Here is a 22,377-nt window from a genome sequence, read left to right as displayed (position 1 = left end):
TTAGACATAAGTACCTCTTTCTACTGCGGATAGGAGACACTAAGAATCATAAAACAGAGACAGGGAGGAGTGTAAGACTAAATTCAGCATGAGGGTGGAATTTAGAATTTCATTCGAGCCAATAAAATAATTAAACAAGAAAAAGGTTGTAGCAGTTATCGATTTGTGGTATAGTAAACAGAGGAAAATAGAATACATATTTGCATGAGATTAAGAGCTAAGCAAAAAACGGGTCCTTCAGGATCTATTTTGGCTTAGCTTTTTTGCGTCTAAAATTAAAACTAAATGGGTTTTTAAACGCAAAAGGAAAAGGAAAAGGGAATACAAGCGAAAGAATAACCAGAAAAAAGGAGAGAAGAAGGATGTATGATGTAGTGATTATCGGGGCCGGAGTCACCGGCTGCGCCATTGCCAGAGAACTTTCCAGATACCAGGTGAAGGCCTGTGTATTGGAAAAGTGCGAGGATGTCTGCTGCGGAACCTCCAAAGCCAACAGTGCTATCGCCCATGCCGGTTTTGATGCCCTGCCCGGTACGAAAAAAGCCTATTTCAATATCAGGGGAAGCGAAATGATGGAATCGGTCTCCAAAGAGCTGGATTTTCCATTTGTCAAAAATGGCTCACTGGTAGTCTGCCGCAAAGAGAAGGATCTTCCAAAGCTGCAGGAGTTATACGACCGCGGTGTCCAAAACGGTGTAAAAGATATGCGGATCATGGGCCGGGATGAAGTACATGAGATGGAGCCGAATCTGGCGGACGGTGTATTGGCGGCCCTCTATGCGCCCACGGCGGGCATCGTATGTCCTTTTGGAATGACGATCGCCTATGCGGAAAACGCGGCCGTAAATGGAATCGAATTCCGGTTTGACACAGAAGTAAACGCGATCCAAAAGGAGGAAGAGGGCTATGTGATCCGCACATCCAGGGGGGAATACCGTACCAGGGCCATCGTGAACGCGGCCGGTGTCTATGCGGATGCCATCCACAATATGGTCAGTCAGGAAAAGTTACATATCACGCCCAGACGCGGGGACTACTGTCTGCTGGATCATACGGCCGGCCGGCATGTAGCCCGGACGATCTTCCCGCTGCCCGGCGAATATGGGAAAGGGGTTCTGGTAGCTCCTACCGTACATGGCAACCTGATTCTGGGGCCCACTGCGGTAGACGTGGAAGATAAGGAAGAGACCTGTGTCAGACAGGAGGAGCTTAACTATCTGCTGGATAAGGTGGGGCATTCTGTAAAAAATATTCCCATCCGTCAGGTGATCACTTCCTTTGCCGGACTGCGGGCACACGAGGATTCGGATGATTTTATACTGGGGGAAGCCGGGGACGCTAAGAATTTCTTCGACGCTGCCGGAATCGAATCCCCGGGGTTGACCAGTGCGCCGGCGATCGGAGCCTGGATGGCAGAGCAGCTTCGGGAAAGTCTGCGGTTATCGGAAAATCCGGAATTCACTCCTGTCAGAAAAGGGATCCTGAATCCGGCCGAACTGTCTGCGGAAAAACGAAATGAACTGATCCGGCAGCAGCCGGAGTATGGAACCATCATCTGCCGTTGTGAAATGATCAGCGAAGGGGAAATTATGGACGCGATCCACAGGCCCGTAGGTGCCAGATCCCTGGACGGAGTCAAGCGGAGGACCAGGGCAGGGATGGGACGGTGCCAGTCGGGATTCTGTTCCCCCAGGACAATGGAAATCCTGGAACGGGAACTTGGGCTGCCGATGGAAGAAATCACCAAAAGCGGCGGAGCGTCGAAGATCATTGTGGGAATCAATAAGGACAGATGGTAAAAGGAGGATATGAGCATGCTTTCATATGATATCGTCATCGTCGGAGGCGGACCGGCCGGACTTGCCGCCGCGGCTTCGGCCAGAGAACAGGGGATAGAGAGCGTTCTGATTCTGGAACGGGACCACACATTGGGAGGTATCTTAAATCAGTGCATTCACAATGGATTCGGGCTGCATACATTCAAGGAAGAGCTGACCGGACCGGAATACGCGGCCAGATTCATTGAGCGGGTGAAGGAACTGGACATCGAATATAAGCTGAATACTATGGTTATGGATATCAGCAGCGGGAAATGCATTACCGCTATGAACCGTGAGGAAGGATTATTCCAGATCCAGGCGAAAGCGGTCATACTGGCCATGGGATGCCGGGAACGGCCCAGGGGCGCGCTGAATATTCCCGGATACCGGCCAGCCGGGATATTCTCCGCCGGAACGGCCCAGCGTCTGGTAAATATGGAAGGCTATCTGCCCGGCCGGGAGGTGGTTATCCTGGGATCAGGAGATATCGGTCTGATTATGGCCAGAAGAATGACGCTGGAGGGCGCGAAGGTGAAGCTGGTGGCTGAGCTTATGCCCTATTCCGGCGGATTAAAGCGGAATATCGTGCAGTGCCTGGATGATTTCGGGATACCGTTAAAGTTAAGCCATACTGTGATCGATATCGATGGGAAAGAACGGGTAAAGGGTGTCACTGTGGCACAGGTGGATGAGCATAGAAAGCCGATACCCGGTACGGAAGAATATATTTCCTGTGATACCCTGCTGCTATCCGTAGGCCTGATCCCCGAAAATGAATTGTCCAGAGGTATGGGCGTGGATATGGAACCGGTCACTTCAGGCCCGGTGGTGAATGAAAGTCTGGAGACCAATGTGGAAGGCGTATTTGCCTGCGGCAACGTGCTGCATGTGCACGATTTGGTCGATTATGTATCAGAAGAGGCAGCAGCAGCGGGTAAGAACGCGGCCCGCTATATCCGGGAAGGAGCCAAACGCCCGGAAGAGACCGGATGTGTGGAGCTGGCTGCGGAAGGCGGCGTGCGCTACACGGTGCCGAAATACATCCATACGGACAGAATGGAGGATAAGCTGACGGTCCGCTTCCGTGTGGGAGATGTATACAAAGGCTGTTATATTTGTACATATTTTGATGATACCTGCATCAAACGGCAAAAGCGCCCGGTCATGGCACCCGGGGAGATGGAAGAAATCCGGCTGCAAAAACAGCAGTTCGGGGAATATCCGAATCTCAAAAAAATAACAATCCGCATTGAGAAGGGAGGGGAATGACATTGAAAGAGGATTCCGCAGAGAACAGAGAACTGGTATGTATCGGCTGCCCACTGGGATGCATGATAACCGTCACATGTAAGGGCGGGCAGATTCTGGAGGTTACCGGTAATACCTGTAAAAAGGGCGAGCAGTATGCCAGAAACGAAGTGACAAACCCGGAACGGATGGTGACGACCACGGTACGTCTTGCAAACCGGTCCCATGAGACTGTTTCGGTAAAGAGTGAACGGAGCATACCCAAGGAGAAGATTTTTGACTTTGTAAAAGCTCTGAAAAAGGTAGAGGTGAAGGCCCCGGTCCACATCTCGGATGTCATACTATCCGATGTGGCCGGGACCGGTGTGTCAGCAGTTGCTACGGGGAACCGTTTATAAGTATACGTTATGCATTCCTTCAGGTATGTCCTTCGGGCGGCCAAGCAGCATAGCTGCTCCTAAGAAATGCTGTATAGGCACGCATTTATCCGTAAAGGGAAGCAAATACATAGTTACCTGTCACGCTATACAATATCAATGTCGTCCTCGTGGGACATATAATATGCCATTACATAAAGGCCTGCGAAAAACAGAGGATCTGTCTCCGGGGCCAGACTCAGCATTTGATGACCCATTTTAGAAAAGGGAGAAATGCTCCCCAGATCTTTTCCCGGGCTGCTGATATTTACACGGCCATCCTCCATCCTTTGGAGGATATAGGGGCCATCGGGGGCCTGGACACTGATCTTTTGAACCCGTGGGGGCCGAAATAAAAAGGTTGGGGACACAGATATCTCCAGCAGGTTCTCCTCCGGACCCGGTACATCGGCCACGGCAAAGAGGGAAGCGCCGCGGTACATTTTATATTGTAAACCGGTACTTGAAGCCGCTGGCCCCTTGTCGACCTTGTATACAGCAGTACCGTCCGGAGAGCACACGGTCTTCTCCGGTCCGGTAATCCGCCCTAAGAGGCGTGCCACAACCTGATTCTGTTCATCGGTCAGCTTCCACAGCAGAGGTGTTTTGACTATTTTCAGATTCATTCTGATCCCGCCTTTCTAAGGTATAAAATAGAGGATTCCGCCGATTACCCCGCATCCGGCCATAACCATAATGGGACTCAGTTTCCATTTTCTAAGGATAAAGAGTGCGGCGGAGAATAAAACCACCGAAGATATGTGAAGCGCGCCAAGATCTGTGACAAAGCCGCCTTCTCCCCAAAAGGCCAGGATGATCATAGTCAGTCCTGCGGAGGCGATCAGTGCCACGACTGCCGGGCGGAGTGCGTTCAGTACACCCTGGATCACGGTTAGCTGCTGATATTTAAAATATAGGAAGGCCAGCAGGGAGACGATGATACAGGAGGGAAGGATACATCCCAGTGTCGAGATGACCGCCCCGCCAAAGCCGGCGATCTGGATACCGACGAAGGTGGCGGAATTCACGGCGATAGGTCCGGGGGTCATCTGAGATATGGTGATCAGGTCGGTGAATTCCGTCATGGTCAGCCAATGATGCAGATCCACCACCTGATTCTGGATCAGAGGCATGGCCGCGTAACCGCCTCCGATACTGAATAATCCGATCTGGAAGAAACTCCAGAATAGCTGCAGATATATCATGGCTGGACACGCTCCTTTTTCTTATTTTTCCAGTGTGTAATCAATGTCTGTAAAGCACCCAGAGCACCGCAGACCAGTATGATGTACATGACGTTGATGTGGAACAGATAGGTGGCCAGAAATGCTCCGGCCATGATCAACAGATACAGCAGCTTTTTTTCTTTGATAATATTGCCGCCCATGCTGATAACGACATCGGCGATGACGGCGGCTACTCCGGCCTGCATACCGCCCAATACAGCGCTGACGATCGGATTACTCCGAAAGGCGGTATAAAAAAGGGAGAGCACGGACAGCAGTAACAGAGGCGGCAGAACCGTGCCCAGAATTGAAATGCCGGCTCCGATGACGCCTGCGACCCGGTAGCCCAGCAGTATCGATGCGTTGACTGCCACGGCTCCCGGCGAGGACTGGGCGATAGCGGCCATATTCAGCATATCTTCCTCTTCCAGCCACTGCAGATCATCCACGAATTTTCTTTTCATCAGCGGTATGATGACATAGCCGCCTCCGAAGGTGAAAGAGCTGAGAAAAAAGGTTGAGGTAAATAATTTCCAATATTTTTTCGGTTTATCAATCATGAAGATTCCTCCTTGCATTGTTATTTTATACTTTACAGCTTTATATGTAAAATAATATAATAATATAAATATTATAATTATTTCTTATGAAACCTGGAGGAAGGAGGCTGAACAAAAAAGTTCAACCTGCCTGTTTGTGCGGGATAACGCACGTGTGGAGGAAAAGATGACATTACGTCACATGAGAATCTTCGTAGCGGTCTGCGAGTGCGAGAGTGTCACGGCCGCCGCGGAAAAGCTCTTTATCGCGCAGCCGGCAGCGAGCCTGGCCATCGCGGAACTGGAAGAATATTATGGAGTCAAACTGTTTGACCGGATCGCCAGAAGGCTGTATATTACGGAAACCGGGAAACAGTTTTTGCAGTACGCTATCCACATTGTATCACTGTTTGACCAGTTGGAACAGGATGTTCGGAACTGGGATCAGATCGGGGTCCTGCGGATCGGGGCCAGCATCACGATCGGAAACTATCTGCTGCCCGAGTATGCAAAGGAGTTCCAGAAGCTCTATCCGGCTATTCAGATGCATGTTCAGATCGATAATACGGAAGCTGTGGAACGGGCGGTACTGAAAAATGAGATCGACGTAGGACTGGTGGAGGGGGAGATCTCCAGCTCCTATATAGAGAAGATTTGTTTTATGGAAGATCCGCTGGTATTGATCTGTTCCGTGGATCACCCATGGGCTGGCCGGGAGGAGATCGATATCAGCGAGCTCAGGGGAGTGAACTTCATCATGCGGGAAAGGGGAAGCGCGGGCAGGGAGATCTTCGATCAGGCACTGCGGGTGAGAAAAGTAGAAGTGGTTCCCTCCTGGCAGAGCGTGAGTACCCAGGCGATTATACGCGCGGTAGCTGAGGGGCTGGGCGTGTCGGTGCTGCCGAACCTGTTCGTGAAGGAGAGCCTGGAAAAAGGCGAGATCGCCAGCACCAGGATTCGGGGGCTGGACTTAGAAAGGTCCTTTTCCGTGATCCGCCACAGGAATAAATTCCTCACCGAAGCGGCAAAATCCTTTATCCGCCTATGTACGGGGGAGGATTGTATGATATAATGTCGATAGGCATTATATCTGCGCCGGAGCGCTTTCCCTGGCGCGGAGTGTGCATCCTGCGGAGGTATCATGATTGCGTGCAATCGTGATATAATGTCGGTAGACATTATATCTGCGCCGGAGCGCGCAGCGGTTTGATAGAGTAAAATGGGGTAGTTGAAAACTATATACAGACGGAGGTTTGAACAATGAAGTACATAATGGCGTTGGATCAGGGAACCACAAGTTCCCGCTGTATTCTGTTTAATGAAAAGGGCCAGATGTGCAGCGTGGCCCAGAAGGAATTCACCCAGATATATCCACAGCCCGGATGGGTAGAGCACGATCCGTTGGAGATCTGGAATTCCATGACAGAAGTGATGAAATGGGCGATGTATCAGGTGAGCGCCACAGCCGGAGAGATCGCCGGTATCGGAATCACGAATCAGAGAGAAACGACGATCGTCTGGGAGAAGGAGACGGGCCGTCCGGTGTACAATGCGATCGTCTGGCAATGCCGCCGTACCTCCGGTATCGTAGATGACCTGAAGGAGCGGGGATATGCCCCGATGATCCGGCAGAAAACAGGACTTATCCCGGACGCTTATTTTTCCGGGACGAAGATTAAATGGATCCTGGATCATGTGGAAGGAGCCAGAGAGCGGGCACAAAAAGGAGAGCTGCTGTTCGGTACCGTGGATACCTGGCTGATCTGGAACCTGACCAAGGGCCAGTGCTTTGTGACTGACTATACCAATGCATCCCGTACGATGCTGTACGATATACATAACCTTTGCTGGGACAGGGAAATCCTGGATCTGCTGGATATCCCGATGGCAATGCTGCCGGAAGTGAAACCGTCCAGCTGTATCTATGGCTATACGGACACCTCGGTAATCGGCGGACGGATACCGGTGGCCGGAGCTGCCGGAGATCAGCAGGCCGCGCTGTTCGGGCAGTGCTGTTTTAAACCGGGGGAGGTTAAGAACACCTATGGTACCGGCTGTTTTCTGCTGATGAATACAGGAGAAGAAGCAGTGGCTTCTAGGAACGGACTGCTGACCACGATAGCGGTCGGACTGGACGGTAAAGTGGAATATGCGCTGGAGGGCAGCGTATTTGTGGCAGGCGCGGCAATTCAGTGGCTGCGGGATGAGCTCAAAGTGATCGACTCTTCTCCCCAGTCTGAAGAGTACGCTATGTCAGTGTCTGATACGGAGGGAGCCTATGTGGTGCCTGCGTTTACAGGGCTGGGCGCCCCCTATTGGGATCAGTATGCCAGAGGCGCGATCGTGGGCCTGACCCGCGGGTTTAACCGGGCCCATCTGGTGAGGGCGACTCTGGAATCCCTGGCCTATCAGACCTACGATCTGTGTAAAGCGATGGAGAGTGATGCCAATATTAAGCTGGTGAGTCTCAAAGTGGACGGCGGTGCCTGCGCCAATAACTTCCTGATGCAGTTCCAGGCGGATATACTGGATACGGATGTGCTGCGGCCGGATTGTATCGAGACGACTGCTTTGGGAGCGGCATATCTGGCCGGATTAGCGGTTGGGTTCTGGAAGAGCAGAGAGGAGATTCGAAGCAATTGGGCCTTGTCTCAGACGTTTAGCCCGAAGATCGAGGAGGCGAAACGGGAAAAACTGCTGCGGGGGTGGAAAAAGGCTGTGAAGTGTGCGTTTGGGTGGGCGGAATAGAAGGTGCATAGTATTTAAAATGTCTGACGGAGCAACGGAATCCTACCGATGCAACGGAAAACCAGCCAATATAACTAACTTTATAAGTCATGAAATTGATAATGGAATATTAATTACGGTATTCAGAGGTTGTCCATGGGGGCAGACGGATGGGTACCGTATTTTTATTCGTATAGGAAAGAGATACTATGGGATAACATCATCTATGGGAGATCACTCTGCTTTAGGAAAGATGCTTTTAACGACGTTGGATACAAGGTTTACTGAGAAGTTGACAGAGATAATAACTGTAAAAGCCTATTGTCAGATAATGTCGAATCACCCTATAATAGAATCAAAATCAGTGAGGTAGATACATGAGAAAGAAAAAAATATTCCATACAAGGATTCAACATAAAATATTTATCTGGTATCTGTCAATGATGGTGGTCATGACAGTGATAATACTGATGTTGTTCGTTTTTCTGGTCAATCGGGAGCAGGAGAAGCTGACCATGAACCAGATGGTGATGACGGATCGGCTGAGCTCCCAGCTGGAGATGTCCCTGTCCAACATGGACCGGGTAGCCCTGCAGGTCCTGGGCAGCGCGGACATTATTGAGTGTTTTGAACAGATATCGGAACAGTATGACGGGAATTATTTTGACTCGCATATTTATGAGAGAAGAGAGCTTCAGAATACGCTGTTAAATATCAATGGTCCTAAATTCGTTGTCGGAAGAATTTGTGTATACAATGAGCAGGGGGATTATCTGAGTTATGGCAAGTACAACGAACGGTCGGAAAATGTAAAGAAAGACAATGTGGAAAGGCGATATGCCCAGATCATAGATAAGATGAATGAAGAAGGACTGAAACGGTATTTCCTTATAGAGGGAGATTACTGGGAGAATCAGACGACACAGATACTTTCCGTATTCCGCCCGCTGAAAAATGCGGTAACAGGAAGAGTTTCAGGACTGATCGAAGTGCAGACTCATGTGGAAGAATTCTTTTCTTTTGCGGATATTGAGGAACAGGAAGCGTATCAGGTTTTTATATATGACAAGGATGGCCGCTTCATGTATTCAAACAGTTCCGGGTATTCGGAAAAGCTGATGCATTACTACCGGGATCTCTCATTACAAACGGAAAGCGGAACCTATGATAATCGGAAAAATCCGATAAGTCAGAGGCAGGAGGGGATCACGGTCAGTGCAGCGGATGATTATAAGTGGAAAGTGGTTGTGATCCAGCCTAATGGGAAGCTGCTGACCGGTATGTCGAATTTTCTCATAGCAGTTTTGGTGATGATTATACTAGTTGTTTTGGGAACGGTAATTCTGATCTTTATCATTTCCAGAAAATTAACGGAGCCATTGGTCCAACTGGTGGAATCCTTGAAAGAAGTTAAGATGAGCAATCTTTCTGTGGTGCTGGATGAGGAAGGAGAGGTGGATATCGTCCAGAAGTTGAATGAAGCATTTTCTAACATGTTCCGTCATTTGAACCAATCAATTGAGAATGAGGCAAAAGTAAATCTGCGTGCACTGCAGGCTCAGATGAATCCGCATTTTCTGTATAATGTGCTCTCGGTGATCAATGCCACAGCATTTGAAGAGGGAAGTGAGACGGTACCCGTGCTCTGTGACAAATTGTCTGATATGCTGCGGTACTCCTCGTCGTATCAGGACCGGGTGGTTCCTTTATCCAGTGAAATTTTCTATGCCAGGAATTACTGCGACCTGATGAAATCCAGATACGAAGATCTGATGGAATATAAGATTCAGGAGCAGGGGGACACTCAGCAGGTGATGGTTCCCAAGCTGATGATTCAGCCTTTGATTGAGAACTGTTTTAAACATGGGTTTGAACATTCGGAATACCAGTGGCACATAGAGATAGAAGTCTGCGTGACCAACGAAGAATGGAGGATCACGGTCAGTGATAACGGACAGGGCTTCACGCAGGAGCAGATCCGGGAAATGAAGGAGATTATTGACCGCTGGGAGGAGGATCCCGAAAAGCAGCAGGAAGCTTCAGGGTTAGGACTTAGAAACACGATTCTGCGGCTGTATCTGTTTTATAAAGAAGATTTCATCTACGATATCCGTAACAGGCAGACTGGTGGCGCTGAGATCGTGATAGGAGGGAAGAGACATGCTTAAGGTGCTGATTGTGGAGGATGAACCGCCGGTAGCCAGAATGCTGGCCAAATTAATAGAACAGGCAGATATGGGGTTTCAGATTATCGGGATCGCCCATAATGGAAAGGAAGGTATCCGGTGCTACAAAAAGGAGCGGCCCGATGTGGTTTTTACAGATATCCGTATGCCGGTTATGGATGGATTCGGTTTTCTGGAAGGTATCCAGAACCAGGGAAATAATGCGTTGGTCGTTATATTGTCGGGCTATCAAGAATTTGAGTATGCGAGAAAAGCGATCAGTTACCGTGTTTTTGATTATCTTTTAAAACCGATATCCAGGCTGAAGTTAACGGAGTTATTGGAAAAGCTGGCGATTGCTGCGGAAGAAGCAAGCCGGGAACAGAAGGAAGAGATTTTCAGCCGGCTTTTTAATGTCCACAAAATTGAAAAGATTGAGATGGAAGCCGGAAATTGTTATGTGGCATTGACCTGCCTCGGCAGTTTTCCGCTGACTGCCGACGAAGGCATGTTTCCAGGTGCGCTAAAATGGTCCGGCCTGCAGATAGAGGATTACGTGCAGAAATTATTAAAAGCCTGCAGAAGAGAAGGAAGTATCTGGCAGATCGCGGGACTTACGTCGGCAGAGTGTGTATTTATCTATGAGGATAAGGATGGCTGTGCAGAGGGCTGTGGGTGCATGGAGGAGATATATCAATATATGAAAAGGCAGACAGAGGTACCGGTGACGATGATTACCCACAAAAAGGGGATTGCTCTGTCTTCGATCGGAGCGATGCATATGCAGCTGCACAAGGAGATTTATCAGCAGATTTTGTTTGGGAGATCCATGTTTTTGATTCAAGGGGAAGAGATTCGGATAAACAGTGCGGACGAAACTGAATTAAATGAGTGCGTACAGGCGTTTTGTGCGGCCTGCGGCGGTAAGGATAGTCAGGAAATCCTGCGCTGGAAGGAGGAGTTCTTTACTCTTTGCGGGCAGGTTCCGGTTCGCCAGAAGTTTTTGCTGCGCTGCCTGGAACGCATGTTATCGTATTATTGTGATGCGTTTCGTTTACCGATGGAACGGCAAAATGGAATGGAGCTGGGGGGTGTGATCTCTAATCACTGTGATTTTGAGTCGCTGAAGCGCGAGACGGACAGCTGCATGGAGGAATTGGCATTGCAGCCGGAAGCGGATGTGCAGCATCCCGTATTGCCGAAGGTAAAAGAATTTATTGAGAAGCACTATCGGGAACAACTGACGAATGAGAAGATCGCCGGCGAATTTGGGTTTGCTACCTCTTATCTGAGCAGGATTTATAAGGAGTGTTATGGGATTTCGCCGGGGAATTATACGGTGAAGCTTAAGATAGAAGAGGCGAAGAGGATGATGAAGAAGGGGAACGGGGTGTTGATGAAGGAAGTGGCAGCCAGAGTGGGGTACCAGGATCCGTATTATTTTTCGAAGGTTTTCCGGAAGGAGACCGGGATGTGGCCGACGCAGTATCTGAAAGGGGAGGCGAGGGAACTAAAATGAGGGGAAGCAGCAGATTTTTGTGTATTTATGCATTGGGCTTGACTGATATTTGGTTGAATGTTAAGCTGATTTCATGGGTTGCTTCCCTGACATGTAAAAAGGAATAGATTCACTATCACACTACATAATAATAGGGATGATCAGATAACACTCATGCTGATAGATTTTCTATAAGAGATTGAAATTTAGTAATTGATTAACATACTTTAGTTATACCTATAAGGACTTTTGAATTTGTGATTTTTGTTTGGAATGTTCATTGACAAAAAACTGATACAACACGAACCGGTTTATAAAAATTTAAGCTGATTTGTAAAAGGACTTGTTATAAATGATCAAAAAATTTATTAGTATTGAATAACAAACAATTTTCTTCTTGACAGCAGAACCAACAAATGCTATTGTTATTTTAGAAAGATTATACGAAGGAGAACATATGATGAAATACAAATTTACATTTCCTTTAAAAAATCCTCTAACTTTGAATACCAGCTACAATCATATATTGCAGGCTGCGCTGCTGACCTGGTTAAATGATAAAAACTACCAGTCCTTTCTTCATGATACAGGTTATGAAGCGGGAAATAGAAGTTATAAGTTGTTCTCGTTTTCTAAGATTTTTGGTAATCATCGAATCATTACCGGACAGCACAAGATTATTTATCAGGATCAAATTCATTTTTATATTTCTTCTTACGACTCTAAATTCGTGACCTATCTGGCAGAAAACATTATTTCCCAATCACAATTAAACTTAAATGGTAATTATTTGACACCTTCCTCCTTTGAAACAATAGTGGAAGAATATGATGATCGATGCGAAATACAGACGCTCTCCCCCATTTGTATCTATTCTACATTAGCAAATCACGACGGAGTAAAGAAAACTTATTATTACACACCTTATGAGCAGGAGTATTCTGAGCTGATTCGAAAAAATTTAATACATAAATACGAATCCTACCATGGTAACGCGCCTGAGGATACACAATTTCAGATCAAACCCATGAATCGGTTCTGTCGGGAAAGCATCATATTTTATAAGAAAACAGTGATAAAAGGATGGAACGGTAAATTCCTGATCTCCGGCTCGAAAGAACTGATGGACATGGCAGTCAATGCGGGACTGGGCTCCAAGAATTCCCAGGGGTTTGGCTGCGTCATTGTAAATAAAGGATAGGAGGCGAAAAAAGATATGCAGGAAGGCATGATACAGATCGGGAAGATACTCATGCAGGACGGAAGCAGCATTCTGGATAACCTGATCACAGAATTAGCTCCGGTACGCCGGGATGCCAAAGGAAATGAACAGCCGCTTTATGTTCTGAAATTTGATTTTTCAACAGATGAATGCCGGGTATCTATTGATGTCAATGAACAGATGAGTGAAAATTCCGCAAGAAAGTATTGTTATATCGGTTCAGCTCCGGGCGCCAATTCCAAACAGTGGTATTGCACATCGGGCAATAGTTTTTATCATCTCTCAGAGACAATTCCAAACTTATGTGAGTTAGATTTAGGGGATGAGTTAAATAGTAAGCTTACTTTTATCAGGGATACCTATTTCGTGGATCTGGGTGAAGATTTTAAGAGTAATAAGAACAGGTATGCTTTTCATGTAGGTCTTCTATCAAATGCTGAATATGATATCAAGGCATATCGGGATACCTTGCGTGAATTGCCGGAAAAAGAACAGAAAGCGCTGCTGAAGAAGGAAGTGACAGAAGCCTTTGATCAATATCTGGCAGACCACTATGGAATGAAACTTCAGAAGAATTTTGGGTTATTTACTATACTGATTGATGCTGAGCCATTGTGTGAGCGCGAGGAATATAAGGCAGCCATACTGAAAGAAAAGGAGGGGGCATCGGGGAAGCAGGATAGCAAAAAGAATTTGATTGAGGGGCATTGCTACAACTGTGGAACCACGACGCAGCTGCGGGATGATATTATAATAGAAATCAAAAGCTACACTACAAATTTATACGGTTTTGCCAGTGGGGTGGATAAGAAAAATTATAGAAAGAATATGCTTCTGTGTCAGGATTGTTTAAACGCGTATCTGTCGGGTGAAAAATATGTAAAAAATAATTTAAATATGTTTCTGGCAAGATTCCACGTATACCTGTATCCGCATTTTATCTGGGGAGAACCTTTGGACCGGGAAGGTCTCGACATCATCTGCGACCGTATTAAGCATAAATTTAAAACGATATCCAATGTAGAAACGGTGCAGCAATTAAAGGAAAGTATTGATGAGGAGCTGGCTTATCAGGAAAGAGAAGATGAAACCTGTTATTCGATCAATCTTGTATTTTACAAGCAGGCACAGAAGGCCACTAAAATCCAAAGATTTATTAAAGATGTGGCACCCTCCAGGTTCGATTTCATTGCCAGCTGCCTGGATCGAACTCAGGATCTCTATTTGCGGTTGTTGGGAGGCAGAACGGATCGGACGATATTGAATCTTCGGATGATATATTACCTTATGCCAATCCGGCTGGACGAAAAAAATGAGGCAAGAGAATTCAGAAATCTTTTAGGGCTATACGACGCTATATTATCGGGAAAGTTGCTGAAAAAGCAGTATATCATCGGGAATCTCAATGCATGTGCGAAAGTCATCTATTATGAGGAAAAAGGGTTTAATATAAGCGGCAGTGAACTGGAAGCTACAGTAGTAAGAGGTACAGCGCTGCTGAAGTTCCTGGAATTTATGCAATTAATCAAAGGAGGAGAGAATATGGAGGTAGAAAGTCTGCATTGCGGGGATGAGCTCAAAGAATTTATCCGTGAAATGGGATATAAGCAGGAGGAGGCGGCATTGTTTTTGTTGGGTACCCTGATGGGTACCATAGGGGTGGAACAATATAAAAGAACGAAGAATACTTCGTCCAAGAATAAGCCGATTTTGAACAAGCTTAATTTTGGGGGGATGGATAAAAACAAAATACTCCGGTTGGCGGGAGATGTATTTGCTAAGTTAAAGCAGGAAAAACTGCTGGAATCTCAGACAGAGCTGATCTATTCCGATTTTACAGAGCTTTGTACGCCCCGGTTATCGAATTGGGGCTTGTCAAAGGAAGAAAATTTGTTCTGTATTTTAAGCGGTTATTCTTATACGACCAGAAAAGCAATTTTAGGCAAGAAAAAAGAGAATGGAGGAAAGGAAAATGAATAACAGTGAAATCCTATTTTTGTATGATGCGAAATTAACAAATCCAAACGGTGATCCTGACGAGGAAAACCGTCCCCGTATGGATTATGAAAGAGGGATCAATATGGTGTCTGATCTGCGGCTGAAAAGATATGTCAGGGATTATCTGGCCGACCAGGGATATCCATTGTTTGTGCAGAAAATGGATGGCTCACCAGTTACTGCAGAGACAAGGATTAAGAAGCTGGGGACTTCTAATGATCAGGAAATACTGGATCAGTTGATTGATGTGCGGCTGTTTGGGGCTACGATGCCTATAGCGAAGGACAATAAGCAGTTTATTGGACCTGTCCAGTTCAATTGGGGATATTCCCTGAATACGGTAAAGGTACTGGAGTCCAGCATTACTTCTACGTTTGCTTCCTCTGATAATAATAAACAGGGAGCGATCGGAAAGGATTACAGAGTCGCATATTCTTTTATCGCTTTTTCCGGTGTAATATCTGCAAATCGGGGAAAAGCAACGTGTTTGAAAGAAGAGGATATCGCTGAGCTGGATCGGGCGCTCAGGTATGCGATTCCACTTCAGGTAACAAGAAGTAAGATTGGCCAGTATCCCAGACTGTATCTGAGAGTGGAATATAAGAGCGATATGACTATTTTAGGAGATATGCGGGATTATATTTCGTTAAAAGAAAAGACGGAAGATATTCGGGATATTTCAGAAACTGCATTAGAAGTTGGAAAACTCGTTGATTTCCTAAAGGGAAATATCGGAAAAATTGACTCGATTCACTATTTCTGTGATAGTAAATGTATATTGTTAAACCATGATGTGGAAGTCACTTTCCAACAGGCTTTCGATGGTTTTACTCTGATCGAAGTAGAATAGGATGATGAAAATGAAAGTACTGGTATTCGATGTCTCGGGCCGATATGCCCATTTTCGAAAATACTATACGAATTCTTCTTCGCTCACATATTTGGTCCCTCCGAGAACGACGTTGTGCGGACTGGCTGCGGGAATCCTTGGTATAGAACGGGATGCGTATTATGATCAGTTTGTACCTGGAAAGGTGGATATAGGTGTACAGATTCTGAAGCCAGCCAGGAAAATCATGCAGACGGTTAATTATATGAAAATCGAAGGGCCAAAGGATTTTATCCAACCGAAGAACCATACACAGATTCCGTTCGAAATTTTGACCGGGGACGATGGAGTAGCCTACCGGATTTATTTTTCCAGTAACCAGGCAGAGATCATGGAGAGGATGACGGAATCTGTCAGGGAGGGACGGAGTTGGTATCCTCCTTATCTCGGATCGGCACCATTTCAATGTTCCTTAACATATGTATGCGATACTGAGGCAGACTATGGAGTAAAAGAAGGACGGATACGAGTATCTTCCCTGGTACGGGTAGAATCCATAAAGGAGAAGACGTTAGACATATTATCAGAGCCGGTAAGTCTGTACCGGGAGAATATGCCCAGATACTTTGATAATGGCAGAACTTTACACGAGACCGCGTCATATCTTTATGATGTAAATGGAAAAGCGCTCAAAATGGAAGTTAAGGGGCCTGTGTTGAGCTTGGAAATTTGTAAGGAGCAGGTCTGTGTCACTTTCATGTAAAATAGGGATTGATATTATGAATTAAGAGGGAATCCGATCATGATCCGGTTTGAATCACATATTGATAAACTGCTTAGGGTCCATTTACAGGAAACGATGGAAAATGCGAAATACAGTTTAAGAAGCGGCTGGGATAAAACTGCAGAAGTGGCCTGTTTGAGCCATGATTTTGGAAAGTATACTATCTATTTCCAAAACAGGCTTCATTACGGAAACCGGAATGATGAAAGGGCGGATCATAGTTTTATATCCGCCCTTTTTGGGGCTTTTGCGGGAATGAGACTGCTAAAGGATGAGAATCACGTATTCTACATCTATCATGCGATTCTCTGCCATCACAAGAGTGTGAGCAGCTTGCGGGATGGACTTCTTGAAACAGATAAAAAGGGAGTGGCAATACCGAAAGCGTTTCAGCGTAAACTGGATATTGTCTGCGAACAGATAGAAGACATGAAGAATCACAGAGCTGAGATTATACAGGATTATTCTTTATGGAATTATGAAGAGATCGTAGATGAATTCCTCGATGATAGCGACTTGGAGAATTTGATACATAAATTAGGAAAATTAGCTTATGGAATTGAGAGCAGGTCCAAAAAGAATGGTGAAAATTATATTTATTTTCAAAGTCTATATTCCGCTTTGATTTCGGGGGATAAATTCAGTGCTTCCGATACACCAATGATTTTGCCATGCGAATTACCATTTGTTACCCTAAACGGGAGTAGGAGAATATCCGTTGAGGAACGTACAAAGGGAATAAAAAGTGAAATGGGTGTTGTCAGGGAAGAGATATTTACAAATATTATGAATTCGATCGAAGAGCAGCCAGAACATTCGTATCTATACTCCATAACATCCCCTACTGGTACTGGTAAGACTTATGCGGGATTCTTTGCGGCTGTTAAATTAAATGAACAATTGGGTGGCGGCAGAAAGATTATCTACGCTTTGCCTTTTACGTCGATCATTAACCAAAACTTTGATGAAATATATAAATTATATGCAAGGGAGATACGGGATTTTGAGAAACAATCAGGGCCCTATCTGATGAAACACCATTCACTGGCGGATGTTGACTATCAGACTGAAAAGTATGATGTGGATAAACAGAGGGCCGAGATGCTTCGGGAAAACTGGATGTCCAATGTAATCATCACCACATTTGTACAAGTTCTGGAGACGCTTGTTGGTAATCGAAATCGTATGCTGAAAAAATTTAATGAATTTCGCCACTCAATATTAATATTGGATGAAGTCCAGGCAATTCCTATTGAACTGTTAAAGGTGGCCGACTATATTTTAAGGGAAGCAGCCAGGTTATTGGACTGTAAGATTATAATGATGACGGCTACAAGACCTTTGTTTCTAACGGAAGCGATGGAATTACTACCGGAGTATGAAAAGTATTTCCGGATGTTTTGCCGGACAAAGCTTACCTACAAGCCGGGAAAATCGACCATAGACGAATTTACCGAAGATTTTCTGGGCCAATTGGAAAATAAATCCTATCTGATTGTATGTAATACAATAAAGGAATCTTTGTTGATCTACGATGACTTAAAAATAGCTTTGCCGGAACGGAAATTATTTTATTTATCAGCGAACCTTTTGCCCTGTGACCGAGTTGATAGGATAAAAGAGATTGAAAAATCTTTTGATATTTTAAAACCGATCGTAGTTTCTACGCAAGTGATAGAGGCTGGGGTGGACCTGAGCTTTGATTATGTTATTAGAGATTTGGCACCATTATCCTCTATTATTCAAGCGGCTGGCCGTTGTAATCGGCATGGAAAAGAGATGCTGGGCATTGTTCGGGTAGTAGAATTGACGAATGGGAAAAAAGCGTATGGGCAAATGATTTATGGAGATATGCAAATTAATGTGACGAAACAGCTGCTGGATCAGAAGCGGGAGATATTGGAATCAGATTATTTAGAGTTAATTCATGAATATTATAAAAAAATAAGTGGATATGTCAGTTGTGATTCTGAAAATTATATCAAATCTATACAAAAATTGATATTTACCGGAGAAAAATATGCGATCGATCAATTTCATCTGATAGAGGAAAAGGGAGCGTATGTAGAGGTTTATTTTCGAATTGATGAAAATGCGGAATGTCTATTTCAGAAGTTTTTGCATGCGGTACGGGAAAAGGATAAGAAAAAGAAATATGATTCTATGCTTGAATTGAATCCAAAGATGAGCGCATATACATTATCGATTCCGGAAAAATATGCTTCAAGAATCAATCATGTGCAAGAGGAAATTATTTGGTCTTTACCTATGGAAGGCTGTAACGACAATTATTGTCGTGATACCGGTTTTAAGAGAGAGGAAGAGGATTATCTTGTATTTTGATGAGAGCACGGTGGAAATTACAGGCACATTAATCTGGTTTTATAAAATCTGCGGGCGGGAAGTTTGGTTGATGTCCCACAGCATAATACCAGATCAGCAGGATGATAACATTGATATAGGGCGTTTTCTCCATGAGAATACATATCAGCGGAATAAAAAGGAGATAGTCTTTGGAAATGTAAGATTTGATGTCGTTTTTCAGAACCAAGATCAGTTGGTGATCGGGGAGACGAAAAAGTCTTCAAAGTATGAAGAAGCCTCCAAATATCAACTGGCCTATTATCTTCAGCAGCTGAAAGAGAGTGGCCTCGATGCGCAAGGGCAGCTGCTATATCCGGAAGAGAAGAAGAGGGTCGATGTTATTCTTACGGAAGATCTGGAAAGAGAATTAGAGGAAATCAAAACGGAAATCATCAGAATCGCTGAATTAAGGAATCCTCCCAGAGTGAAGAAAATCCCGTTTTGCAAAAATTGTGGATATAAAGAATATTGTTTTTCATAAAGAAACGGCTAAAGGAGAAGGGTATGAAAAAAGATATTTATATTTTTAATGACGGAGATCTTCGCAGGAAAGATAATACCTTTTATTTCCAAAGTGGAGAGTCTAAGAAATATCTTCCGATCGAAGAATTGGACTCTGTGTGGGTATTTGGTGAAATTACGGTGAATAAAAAGTTCTTAGATTTTGCCTCGCAGAAAGGGATACTGATTCATTTTTTTAATTACTATGAATATTATACCGGTACATTTTATCCCAGAGAGCATCTTAACTCAGGTTATGTAATATTAAAACAGGCGGAGGCTTATCTCCAGGAAGAAAAAAGAGTCTTAATAGCCAAAAAGATAATAAGGACAGCGATTAATAATATTCTGGTGGTTTTAAAATATTATTGTAAGAGAGGTAAAAATCTACAGGAGACTATAGCTGATATTGAAGAAAAATGGATGCAGATGGAAAATTGCTCCAGTACTGCGGAACTGATGGCTTATGAAGGAAATATTCGGGAGAGTTATTATAAAGCTTTTAATGTTATACTGGATGAACCGGATTTTGTTTTTACAATTAGGAGCCGTCGACCGCCTAAAGATAAGATTAATGCGCTGATCAGTTTTGGAAATTCTATGATGTATACGACAGTCCTCAGTGAAATTTATCAAACAAATTTAGACCCGCGGATTGGATATTTACATTCAACGAACAACAGAAGGTTTTCTTTGAATCTGGATCTGGCAGAAATATTTAAGCCAGTGATAGTGGACAGGGTGATATTCTCACTAATAAATAAAAGAGTGATTACAGAAAAAGATTTTGATAGTAATTTTGGAGGTATTCTATTAAAGGATACTGGTAAAAAGAAATTTGTAGAAGAGTATAATAAAAAATTACTGACTACAATACGCCATAAATCAATCGGTACAGCTGTAAGCTACAAACGATTGATAAGGCTGGAAGCATATAAGCTGCAAAAACTGATAACAGAAGATGCGGAATATGAAGGATTTGTTTGTGAATGGTGAATGACGAGATTTATCTGAATAGGACGTAATTGGAGTTGGTTTGGGACAAAGTGTTTAATGTTATGAAGAGGAAAAGACAAGGGGTGTTGTGATGTTCGTGATTCTTGTTTATGATGTAAATGAGAAAAGAGTGGCGAAAGCATTGAAAACATGCAGGAAATATTTGACGTGGATTCAAAATTCGGTGTTTGAAGGGGATATCGGAGAGGCTAATTTGAAAAAGTTGAAGTTGGAACTGAATAAAGTGTTACATAAAGATGAGGATTCGGTTATTCTTTACAGATTTGAAAGCTTGAACTATTCTAGACGAGAAGTGATTGGTCAAGAAAAAAATGCTCAGGAGTTTATTATTTGATTTTGGGGTCGACCCATAATGGTGTAAAAAGTGTGGGGGATCGACCGGATATAAGATTGGCTTGGAGAGCTGGATAGAAAGAATTTGGTATTTTTGGGGGGAGGGGGATGCTGGGGGAGGAAGGGAGTATTTATGCGGTGTGAATGGGTTTAAGATATACCTATGAGGATTTGAAACCAGTAGACGCCGGTCCGGTACCCTGCCGTCCGGATCTCGTTTAAGATATACCTATGAGGATTTGAAACTTGTCCATCAGTACCAGCTTGTTAATACCGGGACGGGTTTAAGATATACCTATGAGGATTTGAAACTTTTGCATACCCGAGGTATAGCTCATAGTGGCAATAGTTTAAGATATACCTATGAGGATTTGAAACATGCTTTAAGCTCGTCCAATATAAGCTTTGTTTCTGTTTAAGATATACCTATGAGGATTTGAAACAGCATATACCCGCTTAGATCTATGGTCTCTGACAGTGTTTAAGATATACCTATGAGGATTTGAAACGTTTTAATCAGTTTTGGTATATTTGTACCCTGGGAGTTTAAGATATACCTATGAGGATTTGAAACACCAGATCGACATAGTATAGGGACTGGATAAGGGCTGGTTTAAGATATACCTATGAGGATTTGAAACTCCGTCAGCCTCACACCGATCTTCCGACCGGTATCGTGTTTAAGATATACCTATGAGGATTTGAAACTCTTATCTCCGCTAGTATCCAGTTTTGCGTAGGCGGGTTTAAGATATACCTATGAGGATTTGAAACCACGGCGCGCCAGCATTGATTTGATTTTTTGTTTCGTTTAAGATATACCTATGAGGATTTGAAACCTCAACCGTGGACGTGAGCGCCTGGATTTCTGATCGTTTAAGATATACCTATGAGGATTTGAAACTCGGTCCGGCTGTCCAAATACTTGCGCAAGTGCTCGTTTAAGATATACCTATGAGGATTTGAAACCAGAGAAAATTTGGAATACCTAAGAAATGAATATGGTTTAAGATATACCTATGAGGATTTGAAACCTTTTATTTCCCCATAAGCTTCTGGGACTGGCGCATGGTTTAAGATATACCTATGAGGATTTGAAACTCAGCTCACCCAGCAACTGAGTTGTCATTTCTGTTCGTTTAAGATATACCTATGAGGATTTGAAACATCTTGCTGTGGCCGAAGCAGCACACCTGAACTCCAAAGTTTAAGATATACCTATGAGGATTTGAAACAAAGCAGAAGAAGGCGTACCGTCCAAACTACAATATTTAAGATATACCTATGAGGATTTGAAACTCAGTGCCCTGGATGCGGTTTTGGTGTGGCAGATGATTGTTTAAGATATACCTATGAGGATTTGAAACTTATTTGAAACCCTAAACCATTATAGCCACCACACTCGTTTAAGATATACCTATGAGGATTTGAAACCGATTTATGACGGCAAGACCTCGGGACAGGAGCAGGTTTAAGATATACCTATGAGGATTTGAAACGAAATAAAATCAAAGGACCTTAAACGGCGTCATGGTTTAAGATATACCTATGAGGATTTGAAACTGTTGCTGGACAGATCGTGCTTAAGGCCGGACCGGTTTAAGATATACCTATGAGGACTTGAAACATGGAGATCGGAGGGATGAGTATGACGGAGATCGGATGGTTTAAGATATACCTATGAGGATTT

Annotated in this window: 18 protein-coding genes and 1 CRISPR repeat array (1 of these 19 cut by a window edge); of the genes, 15 read left to right on the top strand and 3 right to left on the bottom strand. The window is 44.4% G+C overall.

From position 1 onward, the window contains the following. The first annotated feature begins 362 nt into the window (after nucleotides 1-362). From ABC831_RS19255 to ABC831_RS19245, 3 genes are read left to right on the top strand one after another with little or no spacing between them, the layout of a single operon-like run. Nucleotides 363-1,799 (top strand): NAD(P)/FAD-dependent oxidoreductase, encoded by a 1,437-nt coding sequence (locus ABC831_RS19255; RefSeq protein WP_343249694.1) that lies wholly within the window; start codon nucleotides 363-365, stop codon nucleotides 1,797-1,799. Between the two features lie 15 nt (nucleotides 1,800-1,814). Continuing rightward, nucleotides 1,815-3,089: an NAD(P)/FAD-dependent oxidoreductase gene (locus ABC831_RS19250; RefSeq protein WP_343249693.1), complete on the top strand. Its 1,275-nt coding sequence runs from the start codon at nucleotides 1,815-1,817 to the stop codon at nucleotides 3,087-3,089. After that, complete coding sequence (locus ABC831_RS19245) at nucleotides 3,086-3,466, top strand: DUF1667 domain-containing protein (protein ID WP_343249692.1); 381 nt, start codon at nucleotides 3,086-3,088, stop codon at nucleotides 3,464-3,466. The genes ABC831_RS19250 and ABC831_RS19245 overlap by 4 nt, the downstream gene beginning before the upstream one ends. 125 nt (nucleotides 3,467-3,591) lie before the next feature. Here ABC831_RS19245 and ABC831_RS19240 read toward each other — a convergent pair whose 3' ends face one another. Genes ABC831_RS19240 through ABC831_RS19230 form a run of 3 tightly spaced genes read right to left on the bottom strand, consistent with a single transcriptional unit; the run spans nucleotide 3,592 to nucleotide 5,270 of the window. Beyond that, nucleotides 3,592-4,110, bottom strand: a complete 519-nt coding sequence (locus ABC831_RS19240; RefSeq protein WP_343249691.1) for a hypothetical protein — start codon at nucleotides 4,108-4,110, stop codon at nucleotides 3,592-3,594. Nucleotides 4,111-4,125: 15 nt separating this feature from the next. Then, a complete protein-coding gene (locus tag ABC831_RS19235) occupies nucleotides 4,126-4,689 on the bottom strand; it encodes a chromate transporter (protein WP_158352624.1) in 564 nt (187 codons plus the stop codon). Further along, nucleotides 4,686-5,270, bottom strand: a complete 585-nt coding sequence (locus tag ABC831_RS19230) for a chromate transporter (protein WP_343249690.1) — start codon at nucleotides 5,268-5,270, stop codon at nucleotides 4,686-4,688. The genes ABC831_RS19235 and ABC831_RS19230 overlap by 4 nt, the downstream gene beginning before the upstream one ends. A 166-nt stretch (nucleotides 5,271-5,436) precedes the next feature. On the opposite strand from ABC831_RS19230, the gene ABC831_RS19225 reads away from it, so the two are divergent. From ABC831_RS19225 to cas2, 12 genes are all read left to right on the top strand, one after another. Continuing rightward, complete coding sequence (locus tag ABC831_RS19225; protein ID WP_343249689.1) at nucleotides 5,437-6,321, top strand: LysR family transcriptional regulator; 885 nt, start codon at nucleotides 5,437-5,439, stop codon at nucleotides 6,319-6,321. Between the two features lie 188 nt (nucleotides 6,322-6,509). Continuing rightward, nucleotides 6,510-7,997 carry a glycerol kinase GlpK gene (gene glpK / locus ABC831_RS19220; protein ID WP_343249688.1) on the top strand — a complete coding sequence of 496 codons (1,488 nt, stop codon included), beginning with the start codon at nucleotides 6,510-6,512 and terminating at the stop codon, nucleotides 7,995-7,997. A gap of 356 nt (nucleotides 7,998-8,353) precedes the next feature. Continuing rightward, the gene (locus tag ABC831_RS19215) at nucleotides 8,354-10,144 is read left to right on the top strand and encodes a cache domain-containing sensor histidine kinase (RefSeq protein WP_343249687.1); all 1,791 of its coding nucleotides are present in this window, start codon (nucleotides 8,354-8,356) and stop codon (nucleotides 10,142-10,144) included. Then, nucleotides 10,137-11,660, top strand: a complete 1,524-nt coding sequence (locus ABC831_RS19210) for a response regulator transcription factor (protein WP_343249686.1) — start codon at nucleotides 10,137-10,139, stop codon at nucleotides 11,658-11,660. The genes ABC831_RS19215 and ABC831_RS19210 overlap by 8 nt, the downstream gene beginning before the upstream one ends. A gap of 439 nt (nucleotides 11,661-12,099) precedes the next feature. Continuing rightward, complete coding sequence (gene cas6, locus ABC831_RS19205) at nucleotides 12,100-12,840, top strand: CRISPR-associated endoribonuclease Cas6 (RefSeq protein ID WP_343249685.1); 741 nt, start codon at nucleotides 12,100-12,102, stop codon at nucleotides 12,838-12,840. Nucleotides 12,841-12,855: 15 nt separating this feature from the next. Continuing rightward, a complete protein-coding gene (locus ABC831_RS19200) occupies nucleotides 12,856-14,841 on the top strand; it encodes a TIGR02556 family CRISPR-associated protein (RefSeq protein WP_343249684.1) in 1,986 nt (661 codons plus the stop codon). Further along, on the top strand, nucleotides 14,834-15,709 hold the full coding sequence (cas7b, locus tag ABC831_RS19195; RefSeq protein WP_343249683.1) for a type I-B CRISPR-associated protein Cas7/Csh2: 876 nt from the start codon (nucleotides 14,834-14,836) through the stop codon (nucleotides 15,707-15,709). Before ABC831_RS19200 ends, cas7b begins: the two co-directional genes overlap by 8 nt. A gap of 10 nt (nucleotides 15,710-15,719) precedes the next feature. Continuing rightward, nucleotides 15,720-16,451: a type I-B CRISPR-associated protein Cas5b gene (gene cas5b, locus ABC831_RS19190; protein ID WP_343249682.1), complete on the top strand. Its 732-nt coding sequence runs from the start codon at nucleotides 15,720-15,722 to the stop codon at nucleotides 16,449-16,451. Nucleotides 16,452-16,490: 39 nt separating this feature from the next. Next, entirely contained in the window at nucleotides 16,491-18,815 is a 2,325-nt protein-coding gene (gene cas3, locus ABC831_RS19185) for a CRISPR-associated helicase Cas3' (RefSeq protein WP_343249681.1), read from the top strand. Next, nucleotides 18,805-19,317 (top strand): CRISPR-associated protein Cas4, encoded by a 513-nt coding sequence (cas4, locus tag ABC831_RS19180; protein ID WP_343249680.1) that lies wholly within the window; start codon nucleotides 18,805-18,807, stop codon nucleotides 19,315-19,317. The genes cas3 and cas4 overlap by 11 nt, the downstream gene beginning before the upstream one ends. Nucleotides 19,318-19,340: 23 nt before the next feature. Further along, nucleotides 19,341-20,333, top strand: coding sequence for a type I-B CRISPR-associated endonuclease Cas1b (gene cas1b, locus ABC831_RS19175; RefSeq protein ID WP_343249679.1), 993 nt, complete (start codon nucleotides 19,341-19,343; stop codon nucleotides 20,331-20,333). Nucleotides 20,334-20,430: 97 nt separating this feature from the next. Beyond that, nucleotides 20,431-20,688 carry a CRISPR-associated endonuclease Cas2 gene (gene cas2 / locus ABC831_RS19170; protein ID WP_425524607.1) on the top strand — a complete coding sequence of 86 codons (258 nt, stop codon included), beginning with the start codon at nucleotides 20,431-20,433 and terminating at the stop codon, nucleotides 20,686-20,688. 147 nt (nucleotides 20,689-20,835) lie between these two features. Beyond that, nucleotides 20,836-22,377: direct repeats of the CRISPR family, unit length 30 nt; unit sequence GTTTAAGATATACCTATGAGGATTTGAAAC (it continues 467 nt past the right edge of the window).

Source organism: Diplocloster hominis, assembly GCF_032380655.1.
GTDB lineage: Bacteria > Bacillota > Clostridia > Lachnospirales > Lachnospiraceae > Diplocloster > Diplocloster hominis.
Note: the sequence above shows the minus strand (reverse complement) of the source record. Positions and strands in the feature narration are given on the sequence as shown.

Coding starts and splice junctions, on each gene's coding strand:
- ABC831_RS19240 (WP_343249691.1), bottom strand. CDS start 4,110: ATGAATCTGAAAATAGTCAAAACACCTCTGCTGTGGAAGCTGACCGAT.
- ABC831_RS19235 (WP_158352624.1), bottom strand. CDS start 4,689: ATGATATATCTGCAGCTATTCTGGAGTTTCTTCCAGATCGGATTATTC.
- ABC831_RS19250 (WP_343249693.1), top strand. CDS start 1,815: ATGCTTTCATATGATATCGTCATCGTCGGAGGCGGACCGGCCGGACTT.
- cas3 (WP_343249681.1), top strand. CDS start 16,491: ATGATCCGGTTTGAATCACATATTGATAAACTGCTTAGGGTCCATTTA.
- ABC831_RS19215 (WP_343249687.1), top strand. CDS start 8,354: ATGAGAAAGAAAAAAATATTCCATACAAGGATTCAACATAAAATATTT.
- cas7b (WP_343249683.1), top strand. CDS start 14,834: ATGAATAACAGTGAAATCCTATTTTTGTATGATGCGAAATTAACAAAT.
- cas5b (WP_343249682.1), top strand. CDS start 15,720: ATGAAAGTACTGGTATTCGATGTCTCGGGCCGATATGCCCATTTTCGA.
- ABC831_RS19245 (WP_343249692.1), top strand. CDS start 3,086: ATGACATTGAAAGAGGATTCCGCAGAGAACAGAGAACTGGTATGTATC.
- ABC831_RS19255 (WP_343249694.1), top strand. CDS start 363: ATGTATGATGTAGTGATTATCGGGGCCGGAGTCACCGGCTGCGCCATT.
- ABC831_RS19225 (WP_343249689.1), top strand. CDS start 5,437: ATGACATTACGTCACATGAGAATCTTCGTAGCGGTCTGCGAGTGCGAG.
- cas6 (WP_343249685.1), top strand. CDS start 12,100: ATGAAATACAAATTTACATTTCCTTTAAAAAATCCTCTAACTTTGAAT.
- ABC831_RS19210 (WP_343249686.1), top strand. CDS start 10,137: ATGCTTAAGGTGCTGATTGTGGAGGATGAACCGCCGGTAGCCAGAATG.
- glpK (WP_343249688.1), top strand. CDS start 6,510: ATGAAGTACATAATGGCGTTGGATCAGGGAACCACAAGTTCCCGCTGT.
- cas1b (WP_343249679.1), top strand. CDS start 19,341: ATGAAAAAAGATATTTATATTTTTAATGACGGAGATCTTCGCAGGAAA.
- ABC831_RS19200 (WP_343249684.1), top strand. CDS start 12,856: ATGCAGGAAGGCATGATACAGATCGGGAAGATACTCATGCAGGACGGA.
- ABC831_RS19230 (WP_343249690.1), bottom strand. CDS start 5,270: ATGATTGATAAACCGAAAAAATATTGGAAATTATTTACCTCAACCTTT.